The organism is Hydrogenimonas sp., from assembly GCF_029932565.1.
GTDB lineage: Bacteria > Campylobacterota > Campylobacteria > Campylobacterales > Hydrogenimonadaceae > Hydrogenimonas.
In genome coordinates this window covers 56666-73667 of record NZ_JAOZPV010000002.1, presented here as the reverse complement: position 1 = coordinate 73667, position 17002 = coordinate 56666, and the positions used below count along the sequence as shown (strand labels likewise).

Genomic DNA, 17002 nt, shown 5'->3' with positions numbered 1-17002 from the left:
GCGAACTGTAGTGGCCGACACGGCTGCCGGCCCTGGCGAGCATCGCCGCCAACATACGCCCGGTGCTCCCTTTCCCGTTGGTTCCGACGACATGGACAACTTTTCCGAGACGAAGATGCGGTTCGACCGCCGCATACGCCTGCGGCATGCGCGTCAAATCGATTGTGTCATAATAGAGCGGTTTGGTATCGAGGAATGTTCGAAGGTTCATCAAGATGCGATTTTGTTGCGTCCACTCTCTTTGGCAAAGTAGAGATTTTCATCGGCACGTTTGAGCATATCTTCCATGTCCTGGCTCGATTTTCTGTCGGCGATACCGCCGCTGATCGTAATCGGTATGCGCACATCCTTGTACATGAACTTGCTTTTCGAGACCACTTCACGCAGTTTTTCCGCAAAACGTACGGCGCCTTCCCTGCCGGTCTTCGGCAGCACGACCAGAAACTCTTCGCCGCCCCAGCGGCCGACGAAGTCGACCTCGCGGCTGTAGCGGCGTAGCATTTTTCCGAATGACGAGAGAATGACATCCCCGGCATCGTGGCCGTAGGTATCGTTGACCGATTTGAAATGGTCGATATCGAACAGCACGACGGAGTAATCGTCTTTGTAGCGCTTGTACGAGGCCTCCTGCTTTTGAATGAAATCGTCGATCGACCGCCGGTTCGGAAGTTTTGTCAGTGTATCGGTCCCCGCTTTTTTCCGCTCTTTGCGAAGCGCCTCTTCGAGCACGCGGACCTTCTGCCGCAACTGGGATATCTCTTCACTACTCTGCTTCATTTCGTCACTGAGCACCCGCGTCTCCGTCTCGAGCGAGCTGGCGATGGCCAGCAGTTTCATGTGGATGACGTCGAAAGAGTCCGTCTCAAGATTGACATCGCCGAGTTCGCCCTGGATTTTACAGATCGCGTCGTAGTTGCTCTCTCCGCAATCGATAACCCGCACCAGTGCCTGATTGATATGTTCGATGATCGAATCGAGTTCGGTCATCTGCGATGTAACCGCTTTTTTATCGAGTTCGATCCGCTTTTTGATCATGTAACGGATATCTTCGACCATCGCCTGCGAGGTCAGCAGCTCCGGATTGGAACGGATCTGGGCGCTGATCGTCGCGATTTCGTCGTTCATACCCGAGGCGATCGAGGGCACCAATGCAGCGGCAAGGACCTGGGCGACCACTGTAAAATCTCCGCCCCCTCCACTGTAGGATTTCAGACACTCTGTCAGCGAACCGACCATCGCCTGAAGATCACTCCGTTCGGCAACGTCACAATAGGGTGAAAGCTTTTTCAGAAAACTGTCGTCGTATTCCATGACGAATCGGTTCCACTGCTCCCGGATTGTGTCGATCTCTTCCTTCCCCAGATAGGCTGTAATCTTCTCTTTGTCCCGCTCCGCCATCTCGGCAGCCGTTTTGTTGTGGAGCATCGAAACGGCCTGCAGCAGACGTTTGACGAGAAGCACATAGGCCTGAATGATCTCCGAACTCTTCTCCGGATTGGCACGCATCACTTCGGATCCGAGATACTGGACGAGTTGATCGACGCTCGATACATGACGGCTTCTGACCGTTTTCTGAAGTTCGGGAGAGAGGCGCTTCAGATACTTCTCCATCTTCTGACACTCTTCGAGTATCACATTGGCCCGCTTGGCGTGGCGGCAGAAAATTTCGCCATAGATTTCCGGTGTCAGCTGCAGGCCGCGTGTTTTGATCTCCTGCAGCGACTGTTTGATGATGTCCTGTATCGTCATAGTTTTACCCCTCGCAGTGTAATGCGTGAAACAAAGGCGTCAAGCGCTTTGCCGGATCCTTTTTTGATGGCCTGAAAACGCAAAGCGTCCGATATGATCGCTCTGGGTTGGATTGGAAAGTCGTAAAAACCGCTCACTGTCTCGGTTCCGCTATCTACAGGCGAATCGTAGCGGATTTCGAGCGATACTTTGGCACGGTAATAGATCGCATAGCCGTTGGTGTCATACTGGATCGGTGTGAAATCGACATTGTTGAACTTGACATGCAGAACCGTCGTCGCGTCGTCTTTGTCTGCAATATTGGCTCCAAAACGGCTGACAATCGCCTCGTTCAGCGCATCCTTGACCAGAACGGCATTTTCCGGATCGCGCAGATAGACTTCGACATCGGTATAGATCTTGCCGCTGAGAACCTTTTGGGTATAGGCCGTCGTCGGTTTGTAACCGCATCCGGCAAGAGTGAAGAGTGAAGAGTGAAGAGCGAAGAGCGAGAGAAGCAGATAACGCATCCACCTCAAAACAATTCCACCCTTCCACTTCCTCATGCTTCCACCTTCCCTCATTCGCACGTTCTCACTTCACTACCAGATTGACCAGTTTGTTTGGAACGACAATCTCCTTGACGATGTGCTTCCCTTCGATCCATTTCGGCACAGCCGCCCTGGCGATCGCCAGAATCTCCTCCTTCGAAGCATCCGGTGCCACCTCGATCTGGGCACGCGGTTTGCCGTTGATCGAGACGGCCATCGGTATCGCATCGACCTCGAAAACCTCCTCTTTCATCGCTATCAAGCCAAAATTGTTCCGTTTGAAAAGTTTCTCGCTCAGCTCCCATGCGATATGGGGTACGATCGGCTCGAGTAGATTGAGCACGATCCACATCCCCTCCTGCCAGATTTCCGGATTCTGCTGCCTGTCGAGCGCATTGATCGCCTCCATGCAGGCGGCGATCAACGTATTGAAAGCAAATCGCTCTTCGTAGACCTCATGCCCTTTTTTGAGTGCTTCGTAAACCTTTTTGCGAGCCTCCTTCTCCTCTTTGGAAAGCGTACCGTGATCGATGGCAGGCAGACCGTCACACGTTTCCACTCTGTGTGCACGGTCGTGGAGCTTACGCAGAAAGCGGTGTGCCCCTTCGACGGCACTGTCGTTCCATTCGAGCTCCTGCGTCGGAGGCGCGGCGAAGAGGATGAAGAGCCTCGCCGTGTCGGCTCCGTATTTTTCGATCAGCTCATCGGGATCGACGACATTCCCCTTGCTCTTGCTCATCTTCGCCCCATCCTTGAGCACCATCCCCTGTGTCAGCAACCGGCTGAAGGGCTCGTCGACACGCACATATCCGAGATCGCGCAAAACCTTTGTGAAAAAACGGGCATAGAGCAGATGCAAAATCGCATGCTCGATTCCTCCGACATACTGGTCGACCGGCATCCAGTAGTCGAGATCCTCCCGTGTGAACGCCACATCCTCCCAGTATTTTCTGGGTGTCGTATAGCGCAGGAAATACCAGCTGCTCTGCACGAATGTGTCGAGTGTATCGGTCTCCCGCGTCGCTTCGTTCCCGCATTTTGGGCACCTGCACCGTTTCCAGCTCGGATGGTGGTCGAGCGGGTTGCCCTCGCCGGTAATCTCCACATCATCAGGCAGCGTAACGGGCAGATTTGCTTTGGCTTCTGGAACGACACCGCAGCTGGGACAGTGGATCATCGGGATCGGTGCGCCCCAGTAGCGCTGGCGGCTTACACCCCAGTCTTTCAGGCGGAAATTGATCACTTTTTTTCCGAGACCCTTCTTTTCGAACCACTGCATGATGGCATCGCGTGCTTCCTGTCCGACGAGACCGTCAAATTCGCCGCAGTTTTTCAGCACCCCCTCTTCGGTGTAGGCCTCGTTTTCCGGCAGCTCCCCTTCGAGAGGATAGACCACCGGCTTGATCGGCAGTCCATACTTCTTTGCGAACTCGTAATCCCGAGTGTCATGGGCGGGAACTGCCATGACCGCGCCGCTGCCGTACTCCATCAGAACGAAATTGGCGACCCAGACCGGCACCTTCTCTCCGGTGATCGGATGCAGTGCGTAAATGCCGAGCGGAACCCCCTCTTTTTCGGCCATGTTTCGCTCACGTACCGGCATCCTCTGCATCGCTTCGATGGCCGCCTTCGTCTCATCCTCCAGCAGACCTTTTTCGACCAGCGCCCTGGCCAAAGGATGTTCGGGCGCGACGGCGGCATAGCTCACCCCGCAGATCGTATCGGGTCGGGTCGTGAAGACTTCAAATGTCTCGATACCGCTCTTCTCTCTGCTCTCTTCGTCAAGCCGGAAATCGAACTCGAGGCCCGTGCTTTTTCCGATCCAGTTGCGCTGCATCGCGATCACCTGGCTCGGCCATCCCTGTTCCAGCTTTTTCAGATCCTCCAGCAGTTCTTCGGCGTAGTCGGTAATCTTGATGTAATACTGGTACATCTCTTTCTGTACGATCGGCGTATCGCACCGCCAACACCGCCCGTCGATCACCTGCTCGTTCGCCAGAACCGTCTGGTCGTGCGGACACCAGTTGAGATACCCCTTCTTCCGGTAGACCAGCCCCTTCTCCCACATGTCGATAAAGAACGCCTGCTCATATTTGGTATAGAGCGGATCGCACGTGGCGAATTCGCGCTCTTTGGAAAAGGATAGCCCCAATGCAGCCAGCTCTTTGCGCATATAGTCGATGTTTTCGTATGTCCACTTCTTCGGATGCACTCTGTTCTTGATCGCCGCATTCTCTGCAGGCATCCCGAAGGCATCCCAGCCGATCGGATGCAGAACGTTGTGTCCCTTCTTGCGCCAGTAGCGGGCGATGGCATCGCCGATGGCGTAATTGCGCACATGCCCCATATGAATCCGTCCGCTCGGATAGGGGAACATACTCAATACATATTTTTTTGGCTTGTTCCTATCCTCATCGGGCTCGAAACTTTTATGTTCGTCCCAGTAGCTTTGCCATTTCGTTTCGATTTCGGAAGGGATGTACTTCATATTAATTCACTCTTTTTCAGTTAAAAGTTAAAAACTAAAAGTTATTGCAAGGTCGCTTCGCGTCCCTTTTTCATAGATATTGTCCGCGTTAGCGGCTCACTTCAATTTTTAACTTTTAGTTTTTAACTTTTTACTCGACAAAGGGCAAAGCCCTTTGTCATACAGTCCCCTGCTCATACATCGCGCGCATCTTCTCTTTCTCCTGCTCGCGCTTCTTCTTTTCCGCCAGTTTGCGGCGGTAGTTCTCCACGTCGAAGCCCATCATCATCAGAAGCGGGGAGGCGATGAAGATGGAGCTGTAGGTACCGACAATGATACCTACCAGAAGCGTGAAGCTGAAGCCGTGGATGATCTCTCCGCCCATTGCGAAGAGCGTCAAAACGACAAAGAAGGTCGTCAGCGACGTCAGAACGGTACGCGAGAGGGTGCGTGTCACCGACTCGTCAATGACGTCGGAGAGTTTCGAACTCTTGACAGTCGTCAGACCTTCGCGGATACGGTCGAAAACGATGATCGTATCGTTCAGGGAGTATCCGAGAATCGTCAGAAGTGCCGCAAGAATATCGAGGTTGACTTCGACATTGAAGAGAACAATAGCCCCCATCGCAATCGAAATATCGTGTACGAGCGCCATGACCGAAGCGATCGCAAAACGCCATTCAAACCGGAAACTGATATAGAGAAGAATGCCGGCAATCGCCAGCACCATCGCCATCAGCCCCTTCTCCCGCAGCTCGCTTCCCACTTTCGGACCGACCATATCGACACGGCGGATTTCGAAACTTCCGGTGCCTTTCAGCAACTGTCGCGCCTCGTCACCGATATCGGTCCCGAGCTTTTTGGAACTGGTGCGGACTTTGATCACCACTTCGTCTTCGCTGCCGAAATAGTTGACCGAGGCACCCGCAAAGACCTGGGAGCTCTTGACGGCTTCACGAATTTTGTCGAGCGGTGCTTTCCCCTCATATTTCACCTGCACCAATGTTCCGCCGGCGAAGTCGATGCCGTAATTGAAACCTTTGGTAAACATCAAAACCCACGCAACGAGCACTGCAACGATCGAAACGGCAAAAAAGATCTTCGCTTTGGCCATCAAAGGAATCGGTTGTTTGTACTTGAAAAGTTCCATTACGCGTTACCTCCTTTGATGCCAAACCAGACATTGAGCCGCTTTTTGTTGATTTTGTGTTCGATCATCTGCCAAACGCCGTGGGTTCCCAGAATCGCCGTCAGCATCGATGCCAGAATACCGATGCTCATCGTAATCGCAAACCCTTTGATGGGACCCGTTCCGTAGGCGTAGAGTACCACTGCGGCGATGAGTGTCGTGATGTTGGCGTCGAGAATGGCACTGAAGGCGTTGGCATACCCCTGCTCGATCGCTTTGGTAACGCTTTTGCCCTCATACAACAGCTCACGTATCCGTTCGTTGATGATGACGTTGGCATCCACCGCCATACCGACGGTCAGAACGATACCTGCCATACCCGGCAGTGTCAGTGTCGCCCCGAAGAGCGCCATCACAGCCAGTATCAGAAAGAGGTTGATGATAAGTGCCACATCGGCAACCGCACCGGCAATTCCGTAATAGAAGAGCATGAAAACGACGACGGCAAGGAAGCCGGTGATCAATGCGATCATCGACGCCTTGATACTGTCGGCACCGAGACTCGGCCCGACACTGCGTTTCTCCTCCATGAATACGGGAGCCAGCAGCGCACCGGAGCGGAGGGCGATCGCCACGTCATGTGCCTCTTTGACACTGAAGCCGCCGCTTATCTGCCCGCTTCCGCCACCGATGCGCTCACGGATGACCGGTGCACTGTAGACCTTGTTGTCGAGCACGACCGCCAGCCGCTTGCCGACATTTTTGCCGGTAAAGTCGCCAAAAATCTGTGCACCCTGGGAGTTGAGCGAGAAGTTGATGACCGGCTGGTTGTTCTGGTCGAACGCCACGCGCGCGTCGGTCAGCATCGAGCCGTCGAGAATCGGAATCTCTTTGACCAGATATTTTCGGTTCGGGTTTTGGGCATCCTGGAGAATGACATCGCCGTATTTCGCCGCTTCGGCCGGTGTCATCTGATTCACACGCCCTGCACGCTCCTCGTCGATCGCCATCAGCTGCAGATGGGCCGCTTTTGCGATCAGTTCGCGGATACGCTGCTCCTGCTCCGGCGTCTTGATACCGGGAACTTCGACAAGTATCTTGTCCTCTCCCTGCTTCGCGACCGTCGGCTCCGCCAGGCCAAACTGGTCGAGACGGTTTCGAATCGTATCGACGGCCTGGGTAATCGCGTACTTCCTGACCGACTCGATCTCCTGCGGCGTCAATGAAATCGTATATTTCAACCCATCCTTCTGGACGGCGATTCCTTCGATCTTCTTCAGAATCTCATCCATCTTCGGCATATCGTCCTTGTCCAGCAACTCGAACGAGATCCTGCCGTCGCGAACCTTGAACTCGTCGATAATCAGTTCTTCGTCTTCGGCGGCATACTTGACCGACGATGCCAGCGATTTGATTTTCGATTTGATCGCCTCGTCCGTATCGACACCGAGCAGCATATGGAGGCCTCCCTGAAGATCGAGACCCAGGGTGATTTTCGATCCCTTTTCGAGATTCAGCAGGGAGGGTGCGGAGAGCACCAGACCGAAAATCGCCGCCGCAATGAAAATCAGGACTCGGTAATTAAGCTTCATCCTCTAACTTTCTCGCTACATAATCGGGTACGAGTTTGACGATCGTTTCGTCGTTAAGCTTGACTTTGATAAAATCCTCTTCAGGTTTGACCACTTCGGCGATCAGACCGCCCGTGGTTACGATCCTGTCACCTTTTTTCAGCGATGCGACCATCTCTTTGTGCTGTTTCGCCTGCTTTTGTTGCGGACGAATCACCAGAAAATAGAAAATCGCGAACAAAATCAGAAGCGGAAACAATGAAGCCAACATTCCACCTTGTGCAGCATCTTGCATATTTTTTCCTTGTATCATGAAATTTTTAATGCGGTATTTTACCATTCCAACCATAAGTTTAGGCTTTCTTTCGGCAATCAGTGCCTCCACCTTCATCTATCTGTATCATTTCGACATCCATTGGCCCTGGCTTCAGACTCTTCTTGGGCTTGTGACTCTGGCAGCCTGGCTCCGTCTTTCACCCAAAGCGATGTTCTGGAGCGGCTTCTTCACCGGCATCTTCTGGTTCTGGTGGATCGGTTTGAGCTTCCGCTATTACGATCTGGGCTGGATGATCCCTTTTATCGTCCTCGCCATCGGGCTGGTCTACGGCATCATTTTCCGCCTCGTCGCCGTGCTGCCCCATCCCGCTCTGCGAGCCATCCCTTTGGGATTCATGGAGTTTCTCCACCCCTTCGGCTTCGACTGGTTCCGCCCCGCCTTGATGTTTACGGGCTCCATCTTCGGCGACCATCTCTGGCAGTTTTGGCTGTTCCTAGCCATATTGACGATCCTTCTTTCAATGCGTCATGCAGCCCGCTTTTTGGCTATTTTTCTTCTCATTTTCGCTTTTCATCGGCCATCGGCCATCGGCCATCGGCCCGATCTGGATCTGCTGAAACAGCAGATCCAGATCATCCAGACCAACATCGATCAGAACAAAAAGTGGCAGCCCCGCTACCGCAACGCCATAATCCAGCTCAACATTCAGGCGATCAAACTGGCGATCGGACAAGGCAGAAAAGCCGTGGTGCTTCCGGAGAGCGCTTTTCCTCTCTATCTGAACCGGGATATCGAGCTGACCCAAAAACTTTTGGATCTGAGCAGAGAGATCACTATCGTCACCGGTGCGCTCTATGCCGAAGGAGACAAGCCCTACAACTCCACTTACCTCTTCCGCCATGGTCAGCTGCGGGTGATGCACAAAGTGGTCCTCGTGCCATTCGGTGAAGCGGTCCCGCTGCCATCGTGGCTGGGCGGGTGGATCAACGACCTCTTTTTCCATGGTGCCAGTGACTACATCACGGCAGCGGAACCGAGCGATTTCGAAATGGCAGGCTGCATATGGCGCAACGCCATCTGCTACGAAGCAACCAGCGACATCCTTTTCAAGGATGATCCGCACCATATGGTGGCCATCAGCAACAACGCATGGTTTCTTCCTTCCACCGAACCGACGCTTCAACGCCTTTTGATGCAGTTGCAGGCCGATCGCCACGGAACCACCATTTTCCATGCGACGAACGGGCCGGGAACGGGTGTGATCACGCCGAATTGGTGAAAAATCAGAAATTTCGGCTGCCGCTTCGCAACTTTTATTTAAATTAGTTATAATGGAATCGAGAAAAAAAACGACCATTCTGTACTATTGGTTTTTAAAGGATTCATCTTGAAAATCGCCAACGACGTATCGGAACTGATCGGCAACACACCCCTGGTACGACTCAATTTCGCCAGCCGTGAAACGGGATGTACGATATTGGGAAAGTGTGAATTCATGAATCCCGGCGGTTCCGTCAAAGACCGGATCGGCAAGAACATGATCGAACGGGCACTCGAACGGGGAGTGATCGATACATCGAGCACGATCATCGAGCCGACAAGCGGCAATACCGGTATCGCATTGGCCAGCATCTGCTCATCGAAAGGCATCGAACTGATTCTGACCATGCCGGAATCGATGAGCCTGGAACGTCGGAAACTTCTCAAGGCACTGGGGGCACGACTCGAACTGACACCCGCATCCGAGGGGATGAAGGGTGCCATTGCAAAAGCCGAAACGCTTCAGCGCGAGATCGACAATGCCATTATTCTGCAACAGTTTGAAAATCCCGACAATCCCGAAGCGCATCGTCACTCCACGGCGCTCGAGATCATTCGTGATACAGATGGCAACATCGATATCTTTGTAGCGGCTGTCGGAACCGGCGGTACCATTACCGGGACCGGCGAGGCACTGAAAGAGAAGATCCCGGATATAAAAATTTTCGCCGTCGAACCCGAAGATTCGCCCGTCCTTGCCGGCGGAAAGCCGGGACCCCATAAAATACAGGGAATCGGGGCCGGATTTGTTCCGAAAATACTTGATACCGGAGTTTACGAAGAGGTGATCGAAGTGGGCAACGAAGAGGCCTTCGCCACTAGCCGACGTATCGCCGAAGAGGAGGGGCTGCTCGTCGGCATCTCTTCGGGAGCCAATCTCTATGCCGCGATGCAGATTGCCGCCCGTCCGGAAAATCGTGGAAAAATCATCGTCACAGTACTGTGCGACACGGGTGAACGCTACCTGAGCACCGAACTTTTCGAGAATGTGTAACATACTCCATGCTCTTTGAAACCATCTGTATCAAGAATGGCTCGATCCAGCACCTCTCGCTTCACCAGATGCGGCTCAACCGAAGCCAGGAGGCGCTTTTCGAACATTTCGAACCGATCGATCTCGGTGCCGTTCTGCATCCGCCATCCGGTTCCGGTACACTCAAATGCCGAGTCGTCTACAACGAGAACCTGCTCGACATCTCCTACGAACCCTATCGGCCGAGAGTCGTCCATTCCCTGCGGATCGTCGAATCACAGATCGACTACGATTACAAATTCAGCAATCGTGATGCACTCGATGAACTCTATGCCCGGCGAGACGGGGCCGACGACATTCTGATCATCCGTGACGGTCTGGTTACGGATACCTCCATCGCCAACATCGCATTCCTGAAAGGCCGCCAATGGGTCACCCCCAAAACGCCTCTGCTGAGAGGCACTACACGGGAACGGCTGATCCGCAGCGGTTTTCTGATGCCCCGCGACATTCGTGTCGGGGAGATCGGTACGTTCGATGCATTCGCTCTTCTCAATGCCATGATCGGGTTCGATCCTGTCAAACATGGTAAAATAGTCTGAAAGCAATACCGTTCAAAAGAGTCTATATGCTTATCGACATGATCAAAGAGCAAGAATTTCAGGAGATGATGGAAGCACATATCAAAGATATGCTTCTCTATCTTCTCGAGAGCGATCAGCCGTTCGGTCTGTTGTGCAACCTCGAGCAGGTCTCGTTCGACCCTCCCCTGCCCGAGGAGATCGCACAGGCATTGCAGGAGATCACCCTTTTCATGATTGCAGGATACACATTCGAAAGTTTCGAGATCGAGGAGCACACACTCTTTTTCGAAGCGGGCTTCGGCCCTCAGAATTTCGGCAGCGTCGTCAGCATGCCCGCTCTTGCTGTTTTGCAGATACTCGTCGAAGAGACCCCGATTTTGATCAATATGGCACAGCCGATGGTCGACTACAAAATGGAAAAAGAGGAACCCGGTGTCAAGAGTTCGCTCGAAAGTTTTCTTAGCAATCCGGAAAACAGGAAATTTCTGAAAAAGTGAGTGTTGCGTGGGGAGAAGGCTGACGGAAGTCAGCTGAATTCAAAATGAAAAGGCGAAGCCGCACTTTTCATTCTCAATTTTGAAAAACCCTGGAGGGTTTTTCAGCACTTGTGCTGCTGAAGATACCCAACCACATTTTCGATAAATGCGTCGTGCTTTCGCTCTTTCGAATAGGCGATATAGAGTTTTCGCTTGATCCGATAGCCGCGGATTCGCGCTTCATACAGCTGACCCGACTCCACTTCGTCCGCAATGGCGACATGTGAAATAAATGATACAACCGGCGGTTCGTTTTCATTTTTTTCCGCCTTGAGTATCGCCGCTTTCAATGTCGCCGAACTGTCCACCTCATACAGGACATCCAGATTTTTGCACTCGACGCCGATCTCTTCGAACACCTCTTTGACCATTCGACGCGTATGCGATGCCTCGTCCCGGCATATCCAGCGATAGTTGTTCAGATCATCCGGCTTGAGTGTCTTTGGAAGCGGCTGGTTGCTGAAGACCACCAGTTCGTCTTCGAGCCATTCACGGTAGATGACATCCTCTTTGAAGACAGGGGATTCGATCAACCCCAGATCGATCTGCTTGTTGATGATATCGTCGATCACCTGTTCGGAGAGTTCGACCTTGATCTGTACATCATTGTGAATGACCTGTTTGATATTGTTGAGGCATTTCCCCGGAATAATGAAATTCCCGATCGTAAACGAGGCACCGATGCGAAATGTGATCTCTTTGTTGATGATCTTGATCAGGTCGCGTTCGGCATTGTTGATGCACTTTTCAAGCCGAAGAGCGATGCGATAGAGGTCTTCTCCCTCTTTCGTCAGTATGACCCCGTTCTTCTTTCGTTCGATCACCTTGCAATCGAGATACTTTTCGATAAACTTGATCTGTTGGGTTACAGCCGGCTGAGAGATCCCGAGCTTCGCCGATGCTTTGGAAAAGCTGTGCTCCCGTATTACGGTCAAAAATGTTTCCAGCTTTGCAAAATCTTTAAGCATAACAATTCCTTAACATTTTTATTTGTTATTCTACCAGATTATAGTTATAAATGCAATAATTTTTTGTTATCTTAACAATTTTTATCATCTTTTAAGTTTTTTATATTCGAACTATCCCGTAATGTTAAATATTTTTTTGCTATACTAAATACAATCTATAAGAATAGAAGAGACTATGGACAAAATACTCGATCAACTCAATGAGGCGCAGCGCGAAGCGGCGCAGCATATCGACGGCCCAATGCTTATCCTGGCGGGAGCGGGCAGCGGCAAAACGAAAACCATTACGACCCGGCTCGCCTATCTTCTTTCGCTCGGCATCGACCCGGCGAATACACTGACACTCACATTCACCAACAAAGCGGCAACCGAAATGCGTGAACGTGCCCTCTCGATGATCGAGAGTCCCGTTTATCCGCCTCTGCTCTGCACGTTTCACAAATTCGGTCTGCTCTTTCTCAAATTCAACATCGGAAAACTCGGAAGAAAAAACGATTTCGTTGTCATCGACACCGACGACAAAAAGCGGATCATCAAGCAGATCGACAAAGAGCTCCCGACCGCCCTTGTCGCCAGTGAAATTTCACGCTACAAAAATTCACTGATCAAACCCGACCAGGCGATCGCCCAGGCGGAACACCCCCAGTACAAAAAAATTGCCGCCATCTACAAAACCTATCAGGACTACATCACGGAAAACAACCTCGTCGACTTCGATGACCTTCTGATGTTGACCCACGAACTGCTCGAAATGGATGATGCGTTGAGAAAAAGTGTCAGCGAGCGCTACCGTTACATTATGGTCGACGAATATCAGGACACCAACGAACTGCAGCTTCAACTGCTCAAAAAACTGTGCGACACCCATACCAATCTCTGCGTTGTCGGTGACGACGATCAGAGCATTTACGGATGGCGGGGCGCCAATATCCGCAATATTCTCGAATTTTCCAATATGTTCGACAATACCAAGGTGGTCAAACTCGAAAACAATTACCGCTCGACCGAAGAGATCCTTACGGCCGCCAATCTTCTGATCCAGCACAATCGGAGCCGTCTCGGAAAAACACTCATCAGCACCAAGGGCAAGGGAAAACCGATCGAGCTCTTCCAAAGCAGTGACGAAAACGAGGAGTCCAACAAAATAGCCCGGGCCATCAAGCAACTCATCGACAGCGGTGTAGCTGCCGGCGAGATCGCCGTACTCTATCGTATCAACGCCCTTTCGCGTTCGCTCGAAGAGGGTCTCAACCGTGCCGGAATCGCCTACCAGCTCGTCGGCGGAGTCCGATTCTACGAACGGGCGGAGATCAAAGATGCCATCAGCTACCTGCGTATCATCGCCAACAGCCATGACGATTTCAGCTTCAAACGGGTCATCAACCGTCCCAAGCGGGGCATCGGCAAGGCGACGATCGACAAGATCGAAAAGGCGGCGTATGACAAGCATCTTTCACTCTACCAGTATCTGAGCGAAACGCCCAAAAGCGAACTCTCCAAACTGCTCAGCAAAAAGGCGTACGCGGCGATCAACCGTTTCATCAACGACCTCGAAATCCTGCAGGAGACACTCGAACACTCGATCATGGGATTTATCGACCAGTTCGACAAGACGATCGGCCTGAAAGAGTACTACGCGGCACTGCCGGACGGAATGGAACGGGTTCTCAACCTCGACGAATTTTACGGACTGTTCCGCGACATGGTCAAGAAAAACCCCGACATGACGCTCGATGCATTCCTGAACGAAATTTCGCTCCAGAGCGACCAGGACCAGATCAAAGGGGAGCAGATATCGATCATGAGCGTCCATGCCTCCAAGGGACTGGAGTTCACCCACCTCTTCGTCATCGGCCTGGAAGAGGAGTTCTTCCCCCTGCTTGGCGATGGATGCGACATGGAGGAGGAGCGGCGTCTGGGTTACGTCGCGATGACACGGGCCAAAGAGACATTGACACTCTCGACCGTTCAGAGCCGTTTCCACAAAGGACGCAGAAAGCAACTTGAAAAGAGCCGGTTTCTGACGGAAGCGGGACTCTTGAAAGGTGCACTCTCCATCGAAAAGTCGACCGGCTACAAAAAGGGCGACCTGGTCAAACACAAGCTCTTCGGCATCGGACGCGTACTCGAAGTATCCCGTGCAGGCCGGGACTACAAACTCAAAATCAATTTTGGGGGCAACCGGCGGGATATTCTCTCCTCGTTCGTGGAGAAAGTTTGACATGCACGATACGAGTGTTGAGAGCGCTGACATATGTCAGCTTGATCGGGAATGAAAAACGAGTAAAGCGAAACGTTTAATTTATCCCAATTTCAAAGAAAAAGGATTTTCTTTGTACTCCTGCCCCAATCGCCTTTTTGTCGCCAGGAAGCCGATGTTTGTCGGCTCCAATACCTTTCTCTCGCAGATCAAACGCCGATACGGTGTCAAGAAAGCGGGATTTTCCGGCACACTCGATCCGTTTGCCTGTGGTGTATTGATTATCGCGTTCGGACAATATACGAAACTTTTCCGCTTTTTGAAAAAGAGGCCGAAGAGCTATCGGGCGACCCTGTGGCTCGGAGCCGTAAGCGATACGCTTGACATTGAGCAGGTCGAGCGTATTGAAAAAACCACACCACTCGATGAAGAGAAGGTACACGAGACACTCCTCTCTTTCAAAGGCCTCTTCACCTATACACCTCCAAAATACAGTGCCAAAAAAGTGGGCGGGAGGCGTGCCTACGACCTCGCACGGAGAGGAGAAACGGTTGAGCTTCCGACATTGTCATCCGAAATCTACGACATACGGCTGTTGCACTACCGACACCCTTTCATCACGTTCGAAGCCGATGTCGGTGAAGGCACCTATATCCGCTCACTGGCGGAAGCGGTTGCAGTAAAGCTGGGCTGCCGGGGTGCCCTCAGTTATCTGGAGCGGCTTCGTGAAGGCATCTTCGTATTTCGACACGAGGAACCTCTGAACCCCCTCGACTGTCTCGAGCCGCCAAAAAACCGCTATCTCGCCAACAGCGAAGATCTCATGCTCGGCCGCAAACTTCGAAAAGAGTCATTCGAAAACCCTGAACCCGGCATCTACACCGTTGTTTTTGACCAATATTTTGCTATTATAGAGATAGAAAAGAGCGGGAACGTTCTCTACCTGCTCAACAAGGTGGAATTATGCTCGTACTGACACGCAAAGAAGAGGAAGCGATACGTATCGGTGACGATATTGTCATCAAAATTATCTCCACAGACAAAAACAGTGTACGCATCGGCATCGAAGCTCCCGGCAACATTACGATACTGCGTGAAGAACTCGTTCAGGCTGTCAGTGAAGAGAACAGAAAAGCTGCCGGTAAAACAGATACGGCGGCACTTGCCTCCCTGAAAGAGAAACTCGCCCCACAATGACCGTAAGAGCGTATGCCAAAGTTAATATTTTCCTGAAAATATGCGGCATTCGAAATGGTTACCATGAATTGCGTTCGCGGTTTGTCCGTGTCGATTCACTTTATGACACATTGACGTTTTCGAAAAAGCAACATCTGTCGTCGTCGTTCGAACTGATCTCTTCCGTTCCGATACCGGTCTCCAATACGATCACACAGGCATACGCGCTGCTGAAAGAGGTGGCACCACGTATCGAAAAATTTTTCAGAACCCATAAAATCGTTCTCGAAAAGCGTATTCCACAGGGGGCGGGTCTCGGTGGAGGCAGTTCCGATGCCGCCGCATTTTTGAATTTTTGCAACGATGTGATGGATCTGAAACTTTCGAAAAAGAAACTGGCCCTTATTGGAGAGAAAGTGGGTGCCGATGTACCCTTTTTCATATATGGATACCCAAGCGCCAATGTCGAAGGAATCGGCGAATTCATTACACCATTTGAAGAGGAAGTCCCGCCACTGAAGCTCCTGACGCCACCCATCCATTGCGATACGAGCCTGGTATACCGGGCATTCCGTGAACACTTTGCCGATACAATCGATCCGGATGCAGGAAAAATGTGGATGCAGATGGAGAGCAGGAAACTGCTGGAAGAGCTCGAGCCGCTCGAAGCGAACGATCTGTACAAAGCCGCCTTGACAGTCTACCCGTTATTACGAAAATATCAGGCGCCGCACCGCTTTTTCAGCGGCAGCGGCAGCACGTTTTTTGAACAACTGAAAAATCAGTTATAAAGAAAATCACTGATACAATCCAGCAACATACCCAAGGTTTCATCACATCCACCTTCGGCAAGAACCATCTCTTCATAGGTGCCATATGCGGCTTGTACATTGTTCGGATCAAACGTGGAAGTAATCTCGTTGAATTTGAAATAATACTTCGTCGCTCCGTCATACTGATATCCATTGCCATTGTAGTAGAAAGTGAATGCCGCTTGCCCCGGATCTTTATGATCAACCTGCAACGCCCAATCCTCACCGACTTTCAACGGTGTTACATCCCACTGCGGGTTTTTATTGTTATGATATTCAAAGGTTTGATTCCATTGAATATCCTCTCCTGAAATATCACAGGAAGCACATGAACCGGAGGCCTGTGCCCTTGAAGCCACCGGGCTCATCAGTACATACATACCCAATGGCGCCGTTGCGGCATATTTCCCGAACTTTTTCATAAATTCACGTTTCGCCGCATCCACTTCGTTCGTCTGAACCGATTCCAATCTTTCGACTTCCGTTGTCATGGCTTATCCTTTGTTTTGGGTTATTTTTATTAAAACTCATTAACACTTAAAGTGTAATGAATTTTCACATGCATCGATAAAATATTTTTCAAGGCTGTGCAAGCGTCGATGTGTTGATATCGACGGTTGTCACTTCTGCCTTTTCCACGACGATATTTTCCTGTAATCCCAGCATTTCGCTGTAATTTCCATCCACATATTTCGCTACAGCGAGATCGT

Annotated in this window: 16 protein-coding genes and 1 pseudogene; 8 read left to right on the top strand and 9 right to left on the bottom strand. The window is 51.5% G+C overall.

Going from position 1 to position 17002, the window contains the following annotated elements; all coding sequences use genetic code 11:
• The 7 genes and pseudogenes from Q1K24_RS00805 to yajC all read right to left on the bottom strand — a co-directional run.
• A pseudogene (locus tag Q1K24_RS00805) lies at positions 1-211 on the bottom strand (bifunctional folylpolyglutamate synthase/dihydrofolate synthase); the annotation flags it as partial.
• Positions 211-1749 (bottom strand): GGDEF domain-containing protein, encoded by a 1539-nt coding sequence (locus Q1K24_RS00800; protein ID WP_300364670.1) that lies wholly within the window; start codon positions 1747-1749, stop codon positions 211-213. The gene Q1K24_RS00800 and the pseudogene Q1K24_RS00805, both read right to left, overlap by 1 nt.
• Complete coding sequence (gene lptE / locus Q1K24_RS00795; RefSeq protein ID WP_300364668.1) at positions 1746-2294, bottom strand: LPS assembly lipoprotein LptE; 549 nt, start codon at positions 2292-2294, stop codon at positions 1746-1748. The genes Q1K24_RS00800 and lptE overlap by 4 nt, the downstream gene beginning before the upstream one ends.
• Positions 2295-2322: 28 nt before the next feature.
• The gene (leuS, locus tag Q1K24_RS00790) at positions 2323-4767 is read right to left on the bottom strand and encodes a leucine--tRNA ligase (RefSeq protein WP_300364666.1); all 2445 of its coding nucleotides are present in this window, start codon (positions 4765-4767) and stop codon (positions 2323-2325) included.
• A 157-nt stretch (positions 4768-4924) separates the two neighbouring features.
• Positions 4925-5896 carry a protein translocase subunit SecF gene (gene secF / locus Q1K24_RS00785; RefSeq protein ID WP_300364664.1) on the bottom strand — a complete coding sequence of 324 codons (972 nt, stop codon included), beginning with the start codon at positions 5894-5896 and terminating at the stop codon, positions 4925-4927.
• The gene (secD, locus tag Q1K24_RS00780) at positions 5896-7467 is read right to left on the bottom strand and encodes a protein translocase subunit SecD (RefSeq protein ID WP_300364661.1); all 1572 of its coding nucleotides are present in this window, start codon (positions 7465-7467) and stop codon (positions 5896-5898) included. The genes secF and secD overlap by 1 nt, the downstream gene beginning before the upstream one ends.
• Positions 7457-7741: a preprotein translocase subunit YajC gene (yajC, locus tag Q1K24_RS00775; protein WP_300364659.1), complete on the bottom strand. Its 285-nt coding sequence runs from the start codon at positions 7739-7741 to the stop codon at positions 7457-7459. The genes secD and yajC overlap by 11 nt, the downstream gene beginning before the upstream one ends.
• A 28-nt stretch (positions 7742-7769) precedes the next feature.
• Between yajC and Q1K24_RS00770 the strand changes: the two genes are divergently transcribed.
• The 4 genes from Q1K24_RS00770 (at position 7770) to Q1K24_RS00755 (ending at position 11097) form a co-directional block, all read left to right on the top strand.
• Positions 7770-9002 (top strand): apolipoprotein N-acyltransferase, encoded by a 1233-nt coding sequence (locus tag Q1K24_RS00770; RefSeq protein WP_300364657.1) that lies wholly within the window; start codon positions 7770-7772, stop codon positions 9000-9002.
• A gap of 108 nt (positions 9003-9110) precedes the next feature.
• Positions 9111-10037 (top strand): cysteine synthase A, encoded by a 927-nt coding sequence (gene cysK, locus Q1K24_RS00765; protein ID WP_300364655.1) that lies wholly within the window; start codon positions 9111-9113, stop codon positions 10035-10037.
• Positions 10038-10045: 8 nt separating this feature from the next.
• Positions 10046-10618: an aminotransferase class IV family protein gene (locus Q1K24_RS00760; protein WP_300364653.1), complete on the top strand. Its 573-nt coding sequence runs from the start codon at positions 10046-10048 to the stop codon at positions 10616-10618.
• Positions 10619-10644: 26 nt separating this feature from the next.
• Positions 10645-11097, top strand: a complete 453-nt coding sequence (locus Q1K24_RS00755) for a hypothetical protein (RefSeq protein ID WP_300364651.1) — start codon at positions 10645-10647, stop codon at positions 11095-11097.
• A 101-nt stretch (positions 11098-11198) separates the two neighbouring features.
• Here the strand turns inward: Q1K24_RS00755 and Q1K24_RS00750 are convergent, their stop codons facing one another.
• Positions 11199-12104 (bottom strand): LysR family transcriptional regulator, encoded by a 906-nt coding sequence (locus tag Q1K24_RS00750; RefSeq protein WP_300364649.1) that lies wholly within the window; start codon positions 12102-12104, stop codon positions 11199-11201.
• A gap of 175 nt (positions 12105-12279) precedes the next feature.
• On the opposite strand from Q1K24_RS00750, the gene Q1K24_RS00745 reads away from it, so the two are divergent.
• From Q1K24_RS00745 to Q1K24_RS00730, 4 genes are all read left to right on the top strand, one after another.
• Positions 12280-14325: an ATP-dependent helicase gene (locus Q1K24_RS00745; RefSeq protein WP_300364647.1), complete on the top strand. Its 2046-nt coding sequence runs from the start codon at positions 12280-12282 to the stop codon at positions 14323-14325.
• 112 nt (positions 14326-14437) lie between these two features.
• Complete coding sequence (gene truB, locus Q1K24_RS00740; RefSeq protein ID WP_300364645.1) at positions 14438-15280, top strand: tRNA pseudouridine(55) synthase TruB; 843 nt, start codon at positions 14438-14440, stop codon at positions 15278-15280.
• Complete coding sequence (gene csrA / locus Q1K24_RS00735) at positions 15268-15501, top strand: carbon storage regulator CsrA (RefSeq protein ID WP_300364643.1); 234 nt, start codon at positions 15268-15270, stop codon at positions 15499-15501. Before truB ends, csrA begins: the two co-directional genes overlap by 13 nt.
• Entirely contained in the window at positions 15498-16271 is a 774-nt protein-coding gene (locus Q1K24_RS00730) for a 4-(cytidine 5'-diphospho)-2-C-methyl-D-erythritol kinase (protein WP_300364641.1), read from the top strand. Before csrA ends, Q1K24_RS00730 begins: the two co-directional genes overlap by 4 nt.
• Here Q1K24_RS00730 and Q1K24_RS00725 read toward each other — a convergent pair.
• A complete protein-coding gene (locus Q1K24_RS00725; RefSeq protein WP_300364639.1) occupies positions 16262-16783 on the bottom strand; it encodes a hypothetical protein in 522 nt (173 codons plus the stop codon). The genes Q1K24_RS00730 and Q1K24_RS00725 overlap by 10 nt on opposite strands.
• Positions 16784-17002 lie beyond the last annotated feature (219 nt).